This window comes from Janthinobacterium psychrotolerans (assembly GCF_001677885.1).
In the GTDB taxonomy this organism is placed as follows: domain Bacteria; phylum Pseudomonadota; class Gammaproteobacteria; order Burkholderiales; family Burkholderiaceae_D; genus Janthinobacterium; species Janthinobacterium psychrotolerans.
In genome coordinates, this window is sequence record NZ_LOCQ01000057.1 from 244,085 (window position 1) to 260,486 (window position 16,402).

A 16,402-nucleotide genomic window follows, 5' to 3' on the forward strand; every position below is an offset into this window, starting at 1 on the left:
CATTTTCCCATACTGTGCGACAAGTAATGTCGCAACAACTTGTTTTTGCAATATTTCACTATTGTAAAATATTTTACAGCGAGGAAATCTCACATTTTGTTGCACAAGGTGAATAATGTCGGGGGAGGGCTGGATGTTAGTGCTTGATATGAGGAGAGGCGTTGGCCGCTGCGCGGCCAACGGGGCCGCGCTTCGCGCGGCAGATGGGCGATTCGGAGAGCCTCGCGCCCGCCAGGGCGCTCGTCTTCGAATCCCACCGTTCCGTCCAGACAAATAAAAAAGCCTCCCGCAGGGGAGGCTTTTTTATTTGATTCTGGCGGAGACGGTGGGATTCGAACCCACGATACAGGTATAAGCCGTATGCATCCTTAGCAGGGATGTGCCTTCGGCCACTCGGCCACGTCTCCTAGCTGATTGCTCAACTATGTCGTTCCAGCTGACTGCGCTGCAGCGACGAACGTCATAATATCGATTGCCCCCCCTTTGGTCAAGGGCGTGCGGCGATATTTTTACTTGATTACGCTTTTTCCAGCTCGAACGCCTTGTGCAGGGCGCGCACGGCCAGTTCCATGTACTTTTCGTCGATCAGGACCGAGATCTTGATTTCCGAGGTCGAGATCATCATGATGTTGATGCTCTCTTCCGACAGCGTGCGGAACATTTGCGAGGCGACGCCGACGTGGCTGCGCATGCCCACGCCGACCACCGACAGTTTCGACACCTTGGCGTCGCCGGTGATGCTGGCCGCGCCCAGTTCTTCGCGGTGCGCTTCGAGCACGGCCAGGGCGCGGGCGTATTCGCCGCGCGAGACGGTGAAGGTGAAATCGGTTTTACCGTCGACCGACTGATTCTGTATGATCATGTCGACTTCGATATTGGCGTCGGCCACCGGCCCCAGGATGTGGTAGGCCACGCCTGGACGGTCGGGCACGCCGAGCACGGTGATTTTGGCTTCGTCGCGGTTGAAGGCGATGCCGGAGATAACTGCTTGTTCCATGTTGGTGTCTTCCTCAAACGAAATCAGGGTGCCCGAATTGGCTTCTACTTCCAGTGGCAGCAGCGGGTCGGTCAGCGACGACAATACGCGCGTCGGGACGCGGTAGTTGCCGGCAAATTCCACCGAACGGGTCTGCAGCACTTTGGAGCCCAACGAAGCCAGTTCCAGCATTTCTTCAAAGGTGATGGTCTTCAGGCGGCGCGCCTCGGAGACCACGCGCGGATCGGTCGTGTAGACGCCGTCCACATCGGTAAAGATCAGGCATTCCTGCGCCTTCATGGCGGCGGCGATTGCCACGGCCGAGGTGTCGGAACCGCCGCGGCCCAGGGTCGCGATATTGTCGTGCTCGTCGACGCCCTGGAAACCGGTAATGATGACAATCTTGCCGGCATCGAGATCGCGTTTGACTTTTTCGTCATCGATCGACTGGATGCGGGCCTTGGTAAAGGCGGAATCGGTTTTGATCGCGACTTGCCAGCCAGCATAGGATACGGCTTGTTTGCCGATCGCCAGCAGTGCCATCGACAATAGGCCGACGGACACTTGTTCGCCTGTCGAGGCGATCATGTCAAGTTCACGCGGATCGGGTTGATCCATGATTTCCCTGGCCAGTCCAATCAGGCGGTTGGTCTCGCCCGACATGGCGGATGGCACCACCACGATTTGATGCCCTGCGTCGTGCCACTTGGCAACGCGCTTGGCGACATTCTTGATACGGTCAGTCGAGCCCATCGACGTACCGCCATATTTGTGGACGATTAAAGCCATAAGAGTGAAGTTTCCGCTCAAGAAGAATAAAAAAGAGGGCTTTACTCTACATGCCGCAATGCAAAATAACAAGCTATTAAGCGCATTAGCTCATACCGATTACGCATATGGAAATAACCGATCCATGCAGTGTGCGCGCCAGCCCACACCGCATGGCAGGCCGCTCAGCCAGCGACCCAGCGCAAGGTCACGCGTGGCGCATCTCCCGAACCGAGGCAGTGGCAATCGAGGCCGATGCCGGCCGCATACAGCAATTGTTGCGCCGCACAGACAAGCGGCAGCCGTTCGCGCTCCCAGGCGGGCACGTCAAAGGCCTGGTAATGGTATTTCAGGCTCTTGGTAGGGCGATTCAAGGCCAGCTTCAGGCGCTCGCCACCCTGGCGGAAATCGATCGTCAGCAGCTGCGACTTGAGCCAGGCGCTATCGATGCCCTGCCCATCCTCTTCTGCCTGGTCGAAATGCAGCACGCCGCCATACGCGGGGAACGCCAGGTCCGCTTCGCCCTGCCACTGAAACTGCTGGCCGGCCTTTTCCAGGCCCGCAATATTCGCGTCATCACGCTCGCGCATGCCGGCCAGGTCTTCGAGCTTCGGCGTCAGGTACAGCCGGTCGCGGTGGCGCCGCACATGGCATTCGGGGTGCGTCACCAGCAACTGCGCATCGGGCCGCGCTTCCAATAACTGCGCCAGCATTTCCGCCAGCCAGGCCGTCGACGGCATGCGCAGGCCGCGCGTGCCGAACCAGTGGCGCAGCAGGTTGTAGCAGCGGTCGACGCTTACCTCGCGCAATCTGGCCAGTTCGATGCAGTCGCCATCGAGGCAGTTGGCCAGATCCTGCGTCGCCAGTTCCGTCAGCAGCCGCTGCGCCGACTGCGCGTGCTGGGCGCTGCGCGCAAAGCGCTCCTGGAAGCCGGGAAAGGCCTGCGCCAGCACCGGCATCACCTGATGCCGCAGGGCATTGCGTGCAAAGCGCGCATCGTCGTTCGATTCGTCGTGGATGTGAGAAATCGCATGTTTTTCGACATAGCTTTCCAACTGCTTGCGCGATACCGGCAGCAGCGGGCGCGCCATCACCAGATCGGGATTGGCCAGCAGTTCGGGCGCGCTGTTGGCGCCATCCATGCCCGACAGGCCGGCCGTGCCCGAGCCGCGCAGCAATTGCAGCAGCACGGTTTCGGCCTGGTCGTCCTGGTGATGGGCGGTCAGCAGCAGCTGCACGCCGTGTTGCGCGCAGAGGGCGCCCAGGGCGGCGTAGCGGCGCTTGCGAGCCGCCTCTTCCGTTCCCGTCTTCGGGTTGATCTCGATGGCGACGCGGGCAGCCTCGAACGGCACGTCGAGGCTGGCGCACAACTGTTCGCAGTGCGCCAGCCAGGCGTCGGCGTTCGGGCTCAGGCCATGATGGACGTGGAAGGCGCGCAAGGCCACGCCCTCTTCTTTCGACCAGGCATGGGCCAGGTGCAGCAGGGCCGAGGAATCGAGACCACCGCTGAGGGCGATGCCGATCACTTGGCCGGCTTGCGGCGCGCAGGCTTGCAAGGCGCGGGCGAAGATGTCGGCGACGCTGGCGGTTTGTTGCTTTTTCATATGGGTTCCGGGAATGCAAAGAGGGACAGGCAGGTAGTCGAAGATGTTCGGCTACCTGCCTGTCCCTGGTGTTTTTACTGTCATGTCTACTGTCATGTCGGATTACGTCATGTCGGATTGCGTCATGTCGGATTACGCTGCGCCTCGGCGGCCCCGCTAATCCGACCTACTCCGACCTGCTCCGACCTGCTCCGACCTGCTCCGACCGGCTTACTCGCTCGGCGTGGTTTCCTTGAACTTGCCATAGCTCAGCAGCTTTTCATGGCGCGCGGCCAGCAGGTCCTTGGTTTTCATGCCGTGGAACTGGCGCAGGGTGTCGGCCAGGGCGCGCTTGAGCAAGGTGGCCATCTGTTTCGGATCGCGGTGGGCGCCGCCCAGTGGTTCGTTGATGATCTTGTCGATCAGGCCCATGGCTTTCAGGCGGTGCGCCGTCAGGCCCAGCGCTTCGGCCGCGTCGGCGGCGCGCTCGGCGCTCTTCCACAGGATGGAGGCGCAGCCTTCCGGCGAGATCACGGCGTAGGTCGAGTATTGCAGCATCAGCACGGCGTCGCCGACGGCAATGGCCAGCGCGCCGCCGGAGCCGCCTTCGCCGATGATGGTGGCGATCAGCGGCACTTTCAGTTCGGCCATCACGTACAGATTGTGGCCGATGGCTTCGGACTGGCCGCGCTCTTCGGCGTCGATGCCGGGGAAGGCGCCTGGCGTGTCGACAAAGGTGAAGATCGGCAGGTTGAACTTTTCAGCGACCTTCATCAGGCGCATGGCCTTGCGGTAGCCTTCCGGTTTCGGCATGCCGAAGTTGCGCATGGCGCGCTCTTTGGTGTCGCGGCCCTTCTGGTGGCCGATGACCATGCAGGGCTGGCCGTTGAAGCGGGCCAGGCCGCCGACGACGGAGAGGTCGTCCGCGTAGCTGCGGTCGCCATGCAGTTCGTGGAAATCGGTAAAGATTTCGTTCACGTAGTCCATGGTGTAAGGGCGCTGCGGGTGGCGCGCGATCTGCGCCACTTGCCAGGGCGTCAGCTTGGCGTAGATATCCTTGGTCAGCTGCTGGCTCTTCTTGGCCAGGCGGTCGATCTCTTCCGAGATGTCGACGGCCGAATCGTCTTGCACGAAGCGCAACTCTTCGATCTTGGAATCGAGTTCCGCGATCGGCTGTTCAAAATTGAGGAAAGTCGTTTTAGTCATTGTACCTCCAGGGTTTTACCAGCCGCGTCGCCATGGCGCGCGGCGTTATTGATGGTTATTTTACCGTACCGGCTCAGGTGCGGGGGCCTGTATCGCTGGCAGGAGTGGCCACGGAGGCGGCCGCAGGGTCAAGACTGCGCCATAAATACCAGGTCGCCACGGTGCGCCACGGTTCCCAATTGGCCGATACCTCGCGCGCATCGCTGCGGGAAACAGGTTCGCCGGAAAAGTAATTGACACTGATGCCCTGGATCAAGCCGGGGTCATCGAGCGGCAGCACATTCGGGCGCAACAGATTAAAAATCAGGAACATCTCGGCCGTCCAGCGGCCGATGCCGCGGATCTGCACCAGCTCGGCGATGACGGCTTCGTCATCCATCTCGCCCCACTGGCTGGCGTGCACACGCTTGGCCTTGAAGTGGTCGGCCAGGTCCAGCAAATATTCGGTCTTGCGCTTGGACAAGCCACAGGCCGACAATTGCTCGGCACCTGCTTTCAATACCTGCGAGGGCGTGCATTTCGGACAGGCCAGCAGCAGCTTCTTCCAGGCCAGGTCGGCGGCCTTGGGCGTGATCTGCTGGCCCACCAGCGAGCGGGCCAGGGTGGTAAACGGGTCGCTATGGCCGACCAGGTGCAGGTCGCCAAATTGCGGGATCAGCTTTTTCATGATGCGGTCGCGCTTCATCAGCTCGATCTTCGCCTCTTCCCAGTAGGACGGCACCTGTATCACTTGCGCCGGCGCCACGGCGTCCCCGTTGTCCCTGGTGTTGGACATCATGCGCGGCGCCAGTTGGTCGAGCCGTCCGGCTTGTCTTCCAGGATAATGCCGGCGGCAAGCAATTCGGCGCGGATCTTGTCGGACTCGGCAAAGTCGCGCGCCTTTTTCGCGGCGCTGCGCGCAGCAATCGCGTGCTCGATGGTGGCCGTCTCGTCATTGCCGCCGGCGGCCGTACCGACGGTCGCTTGCAGGAATTGCTGCGGTGTGCGTTCGAGCAAGCCCAATACGCCTGCCAGGCCCTTCAACTGCCGCGCCAGCGCCGGCGACTTGCTCTTGTTTACTTCCGTGGCCAGGTCGAACAGGGCGGCCACCGCCAGCGGCGTATTGAAGTCGTCGTCCATTGCATCACTGAAACGCACGGCATGGGCTTCGCTCCAGTCGATCGCGCCCTCTTCCACGGCAACGTCGGCCAGCGCCGTGTACAGCCGCGTCAGCGCCAGGCGCGCGTCGTCCAGGTGCACGTCGGAATAATTGAGCGGACTGCGATAGTGCGCGCGCAGGATAAAGAAGCGGATCACTTCGGCGTCGAACTTTTGCAGCACTTCGCGGATGGTAAAGAAGTTGCCCAGTGACTTGGACATTTTTTCATTGTCCAGCCGCACGAAGCCGTTATGGATCCAGTAGTTGACGCTGGTGTGTCCAAACGCGCCTTCGGACTGGGCGATCTCGTTTTCATGGTGCGGGAACTGCAGGTCGGCGCCGCCGCCGTGGATGTCGAACTGTTCACCCAGCAAGGCACAGGCCATGGCCGAGCACTCGATATGCCAGCCCGGGCGGCCACGGCCCCATTTCGACTCCCATTTGACTTCGTCGGGTTCCGATTCCTTGGACGACTTCCACAGCACGAAGTCGAGCGGATCGCGCTTGCCGGTATTCACGTCAACGCGTTCGCCGGCGCGCAGGTCGTCGAGCGACTTGCCCGACAGTTTGCCGTAGCCGGGAAAGTTGCGCACGGCGTAATTGACGTCGCCGTCGTCGCCCTGGTAGGCCAGGTTGTTCGCTTCCAGCTGCTCGATCAGGCGCAGCATGTGCGGCACGTATTCGGTGGCGCGCGGCACGTGGTCGGGCGTCAGGATGCCCAGCGCGGCCGTGTCCTCGTCCATGTACTGCGTAAAGCGCGTGGTCAGCTGCGAGATGGTTTCGCCGTTTTCCACCGCGCGGCGGATGATCTTGTCGTCGATGTCCGTAATATTGCGCACATAGGTCACATCCAGCCCCGAGGCTTTCAGCCAGCGGTAGATCACGTCGAACGCCATCATCATGCGCGCATGGCCGATATGACAATAGTCGTAGATGGTCATGCCGCAAACATACATGCGGACCTTGCCCGCTTCCATCGGAACGAAGACCTGCTTTTCGCGTGCCAGGGTGTTGTAAATCTTGAGTTCGCTCATCGTGCTTTACTGTTGGAGCGGCAGCCAGCCCGGGAAACACGACAGACAGGCGCGGACACCGTGGGTGCCGCGCCACTGAACCGCCGTGTGCGCCGAGACTGGACTAGCCGCTGTATTGTTGTTCTTGTTTGTTAGAATTGGGCGTTATCGGGCAAGTATAACATTGATAAAAACCATACTGGCCCGATATGAATCAGGTTTTTACGAAGTTCAACACTTCTTTTGTTTCTTTACAATTCAAGCAAGTTTGAAGAAAAATAACGATCAAGGACAACTTATGCAAGAAACGAAATCTCCGCGCCGGCCCTTCCTGGCCCGTATTTTCACGCTGTTCGCCGGCCTTGCCCTGGGCAGCGCCGTCGTGGCCGCCCCGGCGGCGGCGCCCGATCCGACCCCGCACGTGACCCTGAAAACCAATATGGGCGAGATCGTGCTGGAACTGGACCAGCAAAAAGCGCCGAAGAGCGTGGCGAACTTTTTGCAGTATGTTAACAGCGGCTACTACAAGGGCACCATCTTTCACCGCGTCATCGACGGCTTCATGATACAGGGTGGCGGCTTCGACAAGAACATGAAGCAGAAGGCCACCAAGCCGGCGATCCAGAACGAAGCGCAAAACGGTTTGCAGAACGTGACCTACAGCATCGCCATGGCGCGCACCGGCGACCCGCATTCGGCCACCTCGCAGTTCTTCATCAACGTCAGCAACAATGGCGCGCTCGACTATCCGGGCCGTGACGGTTTCGGCTACACCGTGTTCGGCAAGGTCGTCAGTGGCATGGACGTGGTCGACAAGATCAAGGCCGTGCCGGTGGCCGACAAGGGGCCGCACCAGAACGTGCCCGTCACGCCGGTGGTGATCGAATCGGCCACCGTGCTCAAACAAGCGCCCGCAAAACTGTAAAATAGCGTTTTTGCCGCCCTGGCTTGCCTGCCTGGCCAGCCAGGGCACGAAATATTTCATCCAAACAAAAGGACTATCATGACTTCCGTAATCATCACCACCAACCTGGGCAAGATCACCGCTGAACTGGACGCTGAAAAAGCGCCGAAAACGGTTGCCAACTTCCTGGCATACATGGAAGCCGGCCACTACAACAACACGATTTTCCACCGCGTGATCGACGGCTTCATGATCCAGGGCGGCGGCTTCGAACCCGGCATGAAACAAAAGCCGGCCGACAAAACTGTCGAAAACGAAGCCAAGAACGGCCTGAAAAACGACCCCTACACCCTGGCCATGGCCCGTACCTCGGACCCGCATTCGGCCTCGGCCCAGTTCTTCATCAACATCAAGAACAACAGCTTCCTCGACTACCCGGGCCAGGACGGCTGGGGCTACGCCGTGTTCGGTAAAGTTACCGACGGCAAAGAAGTGGTCGACGCCATCCGCGCCGTGAAAACCACGCGCGCCGGCATGTTTGCCGATGTACCGACCACCGATGTCATTATCGAAAAAGTCGAAGCAGCATAATCCGCAAAGCATCATGAATCACAGGCATTGCCACGTTTTTCTTGCTTCCATGCATAATCTTGATCAGGGGAGCGTTGAACGATGACAATGCCTGCCGCACTTTTTATTTCCGACCTGCATCTGCAAAGCGCGCACCCGCGCACCAGCGCCGCCTTTCTTTCCTTTCTCGAGCACCATGCACAACACGCCCACGCCCTGTATTTGCTGGGCGACCTGTTCGAATACTGGGCCGGCGACGATGACCTGGAAGACCCGTTCAACGCACGCATGACCGCGGCGATCCGCGCCGTCAGCGACGCCGGCGTACACGTCTACTGGATTGCCGGCAACCGCGACTTCCTGGTTGGCTCCGGCTTTGCCTTTGCTGCCGGCGCCACCTTGCTCAGCGAACCGCATGTGACGACGATTGCCGGCCAGCGCATCGTGCTGCTGCATGGCGACGCCGAATGCACGAAAGACGTGGCCTATATGGAATTTCGCGCCATGGTGCGCCAGCCGGCCTGGCAGCGGCAGTTCCTGGCCATGCCGCTGGCGCAGCGCAAGGCCATCATCGACGGCCTGCGCAAGAACAGCCGCAAGCAGAACGGCGAAAAATCGATGGAAATCATGGATGTCACGCCAGACGCGGTGGCGCAGGTATTTGCCGAACAGGCCAGCACCATCATGATCCACGGTCACACGCACCGCCCTGCCCTGCATGAAGTCGATGGCACCTTGCGCTACGTGTTGCCGGACTGGGAATGCGATGTACAGCCGGGCGAGCCAGTGCGCGGCGGCTGGATCGCCATCGACGGCCATGGCCTCATCACGCGCCACGGCCTGGACGGCGCCATCATCGACTAGCCGTTTGCCGACGCCGCCACGCGGCATCGTCTGACAGGCAGGACCAGCCGCGTCTGCTGTAATGGCGGCATGTCCACACTCCATATCGGCACCGCCGGCTGGGGCATCTCCAGCGCGGCCTCCGCCAACTTCCCCGGCGAAGGCAGCCATCTTGCGCGCTATGGCCGGGTGTTCAACTGCGCCGAGATCAATACCTCTTTCTACCGGCCGCATCAACCCACCACGTATGCGCGCTGGGCCGACAGCGTGCCCGATGATTTTCGCTTCAGCGTCAAGCTGCCGCGCACCATCACGCACGAGCTGCGCCTGAAGCATTACGCGGCAGAACTGAAACGTTTCGCCAGCGAAGCGGGCGAGCTGAAAGACAAGCTGGGCTGCGTGCTGGTGCAACTGCCGCCCAGCCTGCGTTTTGAATCCGCCCTGGCCGACGATTTTTTCAGGCAACTGCGCGACCATTTCAATGGCATGCTGGCCTTTGAAGCGCGCCACGCGAGCTGGTTCGGCGACGCCGCCACCGCCCTGCTGCGTGCCTCACACATCACGCGGGTACGGGCCGATCCGCCGGCTGGCCAGCCGGGGCCGCATGTGCCGACCACCGAAGTGGCGTATATCCGCCTGCACGGCAGCCCGAAGATCTATTACTCGGATTACGCTGCCGACTTTCTCTCCTCTCTAGCCACCGAACTGCGCACGCAGGCGGCAAACGGCAGCTGGTGCATCTTCGACAATACGGCGTCGGGGGCGGCGCTGCTCAATGCGCTGGACTTGCAACAGCGACTTCAGGCGTCCTATCGCGTCCAGATCAAGACCAGCGGGCGCAATCCGACGGGCAAGAACGGCGAGACGATTCCGAGCCAGCCCGGCATGACGGCAACGGCGGAAATCAATACGGGCCGCAAGACCGTGCTGCGTTACCTGACCAAGCCAATTGCCAAGACGTTTTCGGAGGCTATGGGGGAGCGGTAACATATCCGCGCGCCGTGCACGAGCCAGACGTGCAGCCCGCCCTTGCCACCCTGACGCCCTCGCGCTGCGCCATGGCCAGCGGGTGATGCATTGTCTCCAGTTTGATACTTGTGGTCAATAAAGATGGGCTACACTTGTCTTGAAGAGCGCTAAAATGGCGTCCCTCCGTTTACCGTTTTTATCCGAGCAATCTCACGCCCCTCCTGATTCATGGCACTCGATCCCTCCACCATCCTCGTCCTCTCGACCGCGCTGGCCGCCTCCGCCTCACTTTACCTGGCCGTGGAGTGGCGCAGCGTGCGGGAAAAATCGCTGCTGTTCTGGAGCGCGGGGTTCGCCGTCATCACTGTCGGCTGCGTCCTGGCGCTGCTGCGCACCAGCGGCTACTTGCTGATCGGAATCTGGTTTGCCAACGGCTTGCTGATCGCCGCCCACTGGCTGTTCCTGGTTGGCGTGGCCAGGTTCACGGACGTGCGACTGTCGCGCGCGTGGACCCTGCTTGCCCTTGCCTGGCTGGCCGTGCTGCTGCTGCCGGGCGGAGCCTGGTGGTCCAGGGTGATGTTCGTGGTGCAATCACTGCTCATTGCCGGTATCAGCCTGCGCGCCAGCTTCCTGCTGCGCCCCCATGGCGTGTCACTGAGTGTGGGCGCGGTGCAGCTGCGCTACGTGCTGCTGCTGCATGGCTTGTTTTACTTTGCCAAGGCCGCATCGATCGTTGCGCTCGATACCTTCGTCGACCTGGCTGCCTTCCGTGGCGAGGTGATCCAGATTTCCCTGGTGGAAGGCGCCATGGCGATCATGCTGATCGCCTTGTCCATGACTGGCACGGAGCGCCACCGCCGCGAAGAGCGCATCGAGCAGCTGGCTGCGCGCGATCCGCTCACGGCCCTGTACAACCGCCGCGCCCTGGAGCAGCGCGCGCCCGGCCTGCTGGCACAGGCTTCGCCGCACAGTCCCGGCGCCCTGCTGCTGATCGATATCGACAACTTCAAGCAGGTCAACGACCTGCACGGCCATAGCGCCGGCGACAAATTGCTGGTGGCCCTCAGTGAAATGATCTGCAACACGCTGCCACAGGGCGCGCTTGCCGCCAGGCTGGGCGGGGATGAGTTCGTGATCCTGCTGCGCGAAGCCAGCAGCGAAAGCGTGGTGACGCTGGGGAATGCCCTGCGCAGCATGTTCGGACAGATGGCGCAGCAGGCATTTGCCACGCCCAAGGCAGTGACGCTGAGCATGGGCGGCACGCTGTTCGAGCAGCCGCCAGCAGGCCTGGAGGCGTTGCTGGAACTGGGCGACGCCGCCTTGTACGCGTCCAAGCGCGACGGGCGCAACAGCGTGCGGGTGGTGCGGGCCGCCTGATGCCAGGCGGCGTTTCCAGCTTGACTGCAGCAAGCAAAGAAGCTTGCGCCACAGCCAGATGGCAAGCTGGAGCCGGCCTCGGATGCGATCTGCTTCAAGCGCCATCGTCGATGGGCGAACGCTAGCGGCCTCTCGTCGCCTGGCAGTGCAATTATCAGATACACCACAACAGCAAAAAATAATTATCAAAAATAATTACTAAATAAGTAATTTCCAATTGGAAATGCTATGCTTCAAGTCAACTCTCGGGCTTGCTGAGCATGGATATTTCCCGCCGGTCCGGCGAGCGCAGCGGCGGCATGCCGCTGTAGTCATTCTCCATTCGATGTCCGTTTCGCGTTCCGTCACGCAGGCCTTGCCTCGCGGGTCCTGGCGCATCCATTTGAAGGGTCTTTCATGCACTCCATTTTCCCTCTGTTTCCCCGCTTGCCCGGGCTGGCGCGGCGCCGTACCGCGATACTGGCCGTTACCGGCGCCCTGCTGTGCCCGGCGTCCCAGGCCGCGCCCGTCATGCCCGGCAATTACACGCTGTTCAAGAATGCCAATATCGTCGACATGGAAAACGGCAGCAGTGTGCCGCGCGCCGGACAGGTGCTGGTGCGCAACGGCGACATCCTCGCCATCGACACCGATGCCGGCATGGCAAGCTGGCTGCGCGAGCACCAGATCGATCAGGTCAGCAATACCATCGACCTGAACGGCGATATCCTGATGCCGGGTTTTATCGAACCGCATGCCCATCTGGCCGTGATGACGCAGATGAAACAGATCACCGATATCTCGCCTTGCTGGCCCGCCAAATTTGAAACCCGCCAGACCTATACCGGCACGGCACCGAACTCGTCTGCGCTATGTCCCCTGTATATCAACGACGCGGTAAAGATGGTGTATGCCGACAAGAGCAGCAGGAAGGGCAAGTGGATCGTCGGTAACGGCATCGACCCGTCACGCATGACGACTGTCCAGGGCGGCACGCAGCAGCAGACCATGGATTTCATCAACGCGCCGGCCGCCTATTTTGCGCGCAACTTCAAGGATGACGGATCGGCGCCCCTGTTCCTGCTCGATCAATCCGGGCATATCGCTTACGTCAACCAGCTGGCACTGCAGACGGCATTGGCCGCCAATTGCAGCAGCAAGGAGCAGTGCCCGGGTGTCAGCGCGAAACAAATCACATCCTCCCGGTATCAGCCGACAGACACTTCCGCCCTATATGCCTACGCTTGTACCAAGACGCCTGATGTATGCAATTACACGGGACGCCTGCTGGAACCGGGCGCCTACACTGCGTTCATCGCCGCGATGCAACAAGCCATGCCCAAGACGCAAATCCTGCTCAACGAAACCCCGGACCAGTTTGTTCTTGCCGCCATGCCGCTTGCCAATGCCGCCGCCAGGGCGGGCATCACGACCTTCGTCAACGGCGGCGCCTTGAGCATGAACGAAGTGGCGAACCTCAAAGCGCTGTTGACTTACACGTGGAAAGACCCGAAACGGAAGACGCTGCGCGCGCCATTGCGCGCGGTGACCTTGCTGGCGTGGAACGCCACTGATGACAGCAATACTCAGCAGCAAAGCTCCGTACTCATCGGCATGGGGCGCGACATCTGGGCGCATGCCGGGCAGCGCTTCGGCATACAAGGCGTCAAGCTGTGGGCCGATGGTTCGACGCAGGGATGCTCCGCCGCATTGACCAAGCCGTATGACCAGAACGGACTGTGCGGCGACGCCAAACAGGGACACATCAATTACCAGACAGACGAGATTGTGAACAATTTGCGGCCGTTCTGGGACCAGGGCTGGTATGTCAACGTCCATACCAATGGCGACCACGCCATCCAGAACACCATGGCGGCGATCAGCAAACTGGGCGCCAGTTGCGCCACATCAACAGCGGGCGCCTGCACCAAAATGCATACCCTGATTCACTTCACGGTCGATGGCAACGGCAGTGCGCCAGGCCAGTCGGTTCCGCCCGAAGTCAAGCGGCTGATGGACATCCGCAGCAAGAATATCGATCTGAGCGCCAGCTTCCTGATCGGTCATGTTGCCTACTGGGGCGCCGCCTTCCAGACCATCCTCGACGGCGTGCCCAAGGAGGACCAGAACAGCGCTTCCGATGCTCAGGGCCGTGCGGCGCAACTCGATGCGGCACGCTCGCTGCATGACAACAAAATCCCATTTTCGCTGCACAGCGATGGACCGGTATCGCCCACGGTTCCGCTCTGGCTGGCCGAGCAGGCTGTGACTCGCCAGACCTGGGTCTACCCCAACCTGGGCACGGCCGGCAAGTCGCAGGCCATTACCATGCCCGGCCAGCAAGGCATCTCGTTTCACGATGCCCTGCGCGCCATCACCGTGGTGCCGGCCAGGCAGCACCAGCTGTTCAACCGCATCGGCTCGATCAAGGCCGGAAAGAAGGCGGACTTCGTGCGCCTGGCCAGGCAGGACTACGAAGCCGCGCTGCTGGACCCGAGCAAGATCAGCGCCATCAAGGTGATCGGCACCTATCTGGACGGCGCACCGGTCGACTACTTTCCGACCGCGCAGTAATTGCGGCCCGGCTGGCGGCAAGATAAATACCCTTTTGCGCCAGCACAAACAAGCGCCAATCGGCCGCTGACAACACCCGCCATCGCCCTACACTGTGTTTCCCAGCAGCATGAACCACAGGAGCGGCGATGGCATATCCGAAGATTCCCTATGTGACCGGCAGCGAGCAGGCGCTGCTGCAATGCGGCCGTGCGCCCGAACAGCTGGTGCGCGTGCGCGTGCGGCGCGAGCTGCCCGGCAATGTGATCGTGATCCATGGCGTAAACGACGTCGGCACCAGCTTTGGCGCGGTCGAAAAAGGCCTGTGCCAGGGCCTGGACGCGCGCATGCATGGCGCAAGCGACAGCCGCCAGCCCATCTTGCGCCCGGCGACCTACCGCCTGCCGCTGCCGGACGACAAGGACATGGTGGAGCCGGACCCGGACGCGGTGTTCTTCAAGCGCCAGTTGCTTGAAACCACCAACAGCCCGGTGATTCCGTTTTACTGGGGCTACCGGGAGCGCGGCAATGCGGCCAAGGTCGTCAACGGCCAGAACACCGACCGCCATGGCAACCGGCTCGACAAGGACATGTCGAAAAATGGCGGGCCCTTCGGCAACGCCACCAATACCCTGCCCGACATGTGGAACAAGGGCCTGCATTCGCCGATCGACGTGGGTGGCGACCCGGTACGGCCCCTGATGACGGCGCCGGGCCGCATGTACATGGTGCTGGCCGCCAAACGCCTGGCGGCCCTGGTCGCCATGATCCGCGACTACGACCAGGACGATGTCGTCTCCATCGTCGCCCATAGCCAGGGCTGCCTGATTTCGCTGCTGGCGCAAGCTTTCCTGATGGACGAAGGCAAGCGGCCGGCCGACACCCTGATCCTCACTCATCCGCCCTACAGCCTGGTGGAAGAGACCAGCATGTTTTTCGGCACCATCGAACTGAGCCGCATCTTTGGCGGTGGCGAGGACGCGGCGATGGCAGGCCAATATGACGCCATCAACAACCGCCAGACCTTCCATGCGCGGCTGCAGACCCTGGTGCAGATCGTGCAGGCAGTGGTCGCCAGGAAACACGCCCACCCCGCCTTCGATCAGCTCAAGGACCACACCTTGTGCCACGGCATGGCGGGCACACAGTGGAAAGCCGAAGCGGACCGCGACAATCGCGGCAAGGTGTATCTGTACTTCTGCCCCGAAGACATGACGGTCGCGCTGGACAATATGCAGGGCATCGGCTGGCAGGGCGTACCCGATCACCTGGATGGCCACCGCCTGTCGACGGCGAAAGGCAAGACGGAAAAAAGCATCTGGGGCGACGGCCCCACCTACTGGGAAAAGGAGTATCAGCAGCGCCAGCCTTTGCACGAGCTGGGCGCGGGATTTTACCAGCGCGTGTTTACCGGCAAACAGCGCCTCGACCCGGCGAAAAAAACCACCGGCCCGGTGCTGGTTGGCCTGCCGCCGCACGATTTCGCCCTGCGCCTGGACGGCGAGGACGACCACGCCCATGTGGCCGGCGCCAACCGCGGCCATCGCGCCAGCCACGACGAGGCACGGTGGCCACCGGTCAGCCGAACAGATGGAACATCTTTTCAAGCGAAGCGGGCCGGCGTGAGGGCCTGCGCACCATCAACGGCGAAGCGCTGCCCGTACCGAAAGCGGCCGTGCTCGATGGCGGTGAAATAGCCCCCGGCCAGTTCCCCGCCACCTCCAGCCAGGCCACGCTGCCGCGCAAGGAGCAAGGCCCTTGCGAAGAGGTCGACCCGATCGACGCGGCGATTGCCATTACCAGCAGCAAGGGACTGCGGCAACTTCCGCAGGAAGTCGTTGCCGATCCGCGAGCTGTGACACACCGGATTCCCGGCGAAGGCAATGGCTTCTTTGGTTCCGGCCCGCATCATCAGGTACAGCAGGCCTGGAACCTGAACAAGCCTGTGGAAGACCAGTGCAGGCTGCTACGCATCAGCCGCTATCCGGGAGGCGGCGACCGCCTATATATCGTGCGCGAGGAAACCCCGAACGAGGCACGCAAGCGCTGGCAGCATGAGGTCAGCCCCAAGTCCTTTCACGGCGCGATTATCGGCAATGCGGAAAATCACCGGCATGTCACGGCGTATGACGTGGCCATCGGTGGGGGCAAGGCGAGCAGTGATCCGAGGTTTTATGAATACCTATGTGCGGTAGCCGACTGGCGCCTCAAGACCAACGACCAGATTCCTCGTCCATCAATATTACGATGGGATACCTTCACGAAAAATTTTTCCCCATATTGGTCCGCTGAACCGGCAGAACGCAAGGCCGTCATCTTTGGTAATGCAAGGTATTACAGTTCTGGAGAACTGCCCGCTTGTGTTCCTTCATTGTTCTCTGGAATGCCATCGACTGTTGTGTGCGAAACAGTCAATGGAAGGCGAACACAATCTTCTGTCATACCCGCCGTCCACCGTGCCAGCGACGACATACCCAAATGAAGACCATCTTGTACACCCGCTTGCCAGGCTTAAAGGAGCAA

Annotated in this window: 13 protein-coding genes and 1 tRNA gene; 8 read left to right on the top strand and 6 right to left on the bottom strand. The window is 61.2% G+C overall.

Annotated elements, in window-relative coordinates; all coding sequences use genetic code 11:
• Positions 1 to 314 precede the first annotated feature (314 nt).
• The 6 genes from ASR47_RS16455 to cysS all read right to left on the bottom strand — a co-directional run bounded on the left by ASR47_RS16455 (position 315) and on the right by cysS (position 6,705).
• Positions 315 to 407: transfer RNA gene (locus tag ASR47_RS16455), tRNA-Ser, on the bottom strand.
• 110 nt (positions 408 to 517) lie between these two features.
• On the bottom strand, positions 518 to 1,765 hold the full coding sequence (locus tag ASR47_RS16460) for an aspartate kinase (protein ID WP_065308856.1): 1,248 nt from the start codon (positions 1,763 to 1,765) through the stop codon (positions 518 to 520).
• A 164-nt stretch (positions 1,766 to 1,929) separates the two neighbouring features.
• The gene (gene tilS / locus ASR47_RS16465) at positions 1,930 to 3,348 is read right to left on the bottom strand and encodes a tRNA lysidine(34) synthetase TilS (RefSeq protein WP_065308857.1); all 1,419 of its coding nucleotides are present in this window, start codon (positions 3,346 to 3,348) and stop codon (positions 1,930 to 1,932) included.
• Positions 3,349 to 3,558: 210 nt separating this feature from the next.
• On the bottom strand, positions 3,559 to 4,533 hold the full coding sequence (locus ASR47_RS16470) for an acetyl-CoA carboxylase carboxyltransferase subunit alpha (RefSeq protein ID WP_065308858.1): 975 nt from the start codon (positions 4,531 to 4,533) through the stop codon (positions 3,559 to 3,561).
• A gap of 73 nt (positions 4,534 to 4,606) precedes the next feature.
• Positions 4,607 to 5,308: a DNA-3-methyladenine glycosylase family protein gene (locus ASR47_RS16475; protein WP_065308938.1), complete on the bottom strand. Its 702-nt coding sequence runs from the start codon at positions 5,306 to 5,308 to the stop codon at positions 4,607 to 4,609.
• Positions 5,308 to 6,705 (bottom strand): cysteine--tRNA ligase, encoded by a 1,398-nt coding sequence (gene cysS / locus ASR47_RS16480; protein ID WP_065308859.1) that lies wholly within the window; start codon positions 6,703 to 6,705, stop codon positions 5,308 to 5,310. The genes ASR47_RS16475 and cysS overlap by 1 nt, the downstream gene beginning before the upstream one ends.
• 277 nt (positions 6,706 to 6,982) lie before the next feature.
• Between cysS and ASR47_RS16485 the strand changes: the two genes are divergently transcribed.
• The 8 genes from ASR47_RS16485 to ASR47_RS26545 all read left to right on the top strand — a co-directional run bounded on the left by ASR47_RS16485 (position 6,983) and on the right by ASR47_RS26545 (position 16,361).
• On the top strand, positions 6,983 to 7,609 hold the full coding sequence (locus ASR47_RS16485) for a peptidylprolyl isomerase (protein ID WP_171898968.1): 627 nt from the start codon (positions 6,983 to 6,985) through the stop codon (positions 7,607 to 7,609).
• Positions 7,610 to 7,687: 78 nt separating this feature from the next.
• Entirely contained in the window at positions 7,688 to 8,179 is a 492-nt protein-coding gene (locus ASR47_RS16490; protein WP_065308860.1) for a peptidylprolyl isomerase, read from the top strand.
• Positions 8,180 to 8,266: 87 nt separating this feature from the next.
• Positions 8,267 to 9,022 carry a UDP-2,3-diacylglucosamine diphosphatase gene (locus ASR47_RS16495; protein ID WP_065308861.1) on the top strand — a complete coding sequence of 252 codons (756 nt, stop codon included), beginning with the start codon at positions 8,267 to 8,269 and terminating at the stop codon, positions 9,020 to 9,022.
• Between the two features lie 69 nt (positions 9,023 to 9,091).
• Positions 9,092 to 9,988, top strand: coding sequence for a DUF72 domain-containing protein (locus tag ASR47_RS16500; protein WP_065308862.1), 897 nt, complete (start codon positions 9,092 to 9,094; stop codon positions 9,986 to 9,988).
• A 210-nt stretch (positions 9,989 to 10,198) separates the two neighbouring features.
• Positions 10,199 to 11,347 (top strand): GGDEF domain-containing protein, encoded by a 1,149-nt coding sequence (locus ASR47_RS16505; RefSeq protein ID WP_065308863.1) that lies wholly within the window; start codon positions 10,199 to 10,201, stop codon positions 11,345 to 11,347.
• Positions 11,348 to 11,743: 396 nt separating this feature from the next.
• Complete coding sequence (locus tag ASR47_RS16510; RefSeq protein ID WP_082988976.1) at positions 11,744 to 13,900, top strand: amidohydrolase family protein; 2,157 nt, start codon at positions 11,744 to 11,746, stop codon at positions 13,898 to 13,900.
• Between the two features lie 128 nt (positions 13,901 to 14,028).
• Positions 14,029 to 15,576: a T6SS effector phospholipase Tle3 domain-containing protein gene (locus tag ASR47_RS27955; protein WP_065308865.1), complete on the top strand. Its 1,548-nt coding sequence runs from the start codon at positions 14,029 to 14,031 to the stop codon at positions 15,574 to 15,576.
• Positions 15,555 to 16,361 carry an effector protein Tle3 domain-containing protein gene (locus ASR47_RS26545; protein ID WP_425402737.1) on the top strand — a complete coding sequence of 269 codons (807 nt, stop codon included), beginning with the start codon at positions 15,555 to 15,557 and terminating at the stop codon, positions 16,359 to 16,361. The genes ASR47_RS27955 and ASR47_RS26545 overlap by 22 nt, the downstream gene beginning before the upstream one ends.
• Positions 16,362 to 16,402 lie beyond the last annotated feature (41 nt).

Bases quoted from the DNA above. Each gene is read 5' to 3' on its own strand.
- ASR47_RS16460 (WP_065308856.1), bottom strand. From the start codon at position 1,765: ATGGCTTTAATCGTCCACAAATATGGCGGTACGTCGATGGGCTCGACT.
- tilS (WP_065308857.1), bottom strand. From the start codon at position 3,348: ATGAAAAAGCAACAAACCGCCAGCGTCGCCGACATCTTCGCCCGCGCC.
- ASR47_RS16470 (WP_065308858.1), bottom strand. From the start codon at position 4,533: ATGACTAAAACGACTTTCCTCAATTTTGAACAGCCGATCGCGGAACTC.
- ASR47_RS16475 (WP_065308938.1), bottom strand. From the start codon at position 5,308: ATGTCCAACACCAGGGACAACGGGGACGCCGTGGCGCCGGCGCAAGTG.
- cysS (WP_065308859.1), bottom strand. From the start codon at position 6,705: ATGAGCGAACTCAAGATTTACAACACCCTGGCACGCGAAAAGCAGGTC.
- ASR47_RS16485 (WP_171898968.1), top strand. From the start codon at position 6,983: ATGCAAGAAACGAAATCTCCGCGCCGGCCCTTCCTGGCCCGTATTTTC.
- ASR47_RS16490 (WP_065308860.1), top strand. From the start codon at position 7,688: ATGACTTCCGTAATCATCACCACCAACCTGGGCAAGATCACCGCTGAA.
- ASR47_RS16495 (WP_065308861.1), top strand. From the start codon at position 8,267: ATGCCTGCCGCACTTTTTATTTCCGACCTGCATCTGCAAAGCGCGCAC.
- ASR47_RS16500 (WP_065308862.1), top strand. From the start codon at position 9,092: ATGTCCACACTCCATATCGGCACCGCCGGCTGGGGCATCTCCAGCGCG.
- ASR47_RS16505 (WP_065308863.1), top strand. From the start codon at position 10,199: ATGGCACTCGATCCCTCCACCATCCTCGTCCTCTCGACCGCGCTGGCC.
- ASR47_RS16510 (WP_082988976.1), top strand. From the start codon at position 11,744: ATGCACTCCATTTTCCCTCTGTTTCCCCGCTTGCCCGGGCTGGCGCGG.
- ASR47_RS27955 (WP_065308865.1), top strand. From the start codon at position 14,029: ATGGCATATCCGAAGATTCCCTATGTGACCGGCAGCGAGCAGGCGCTG.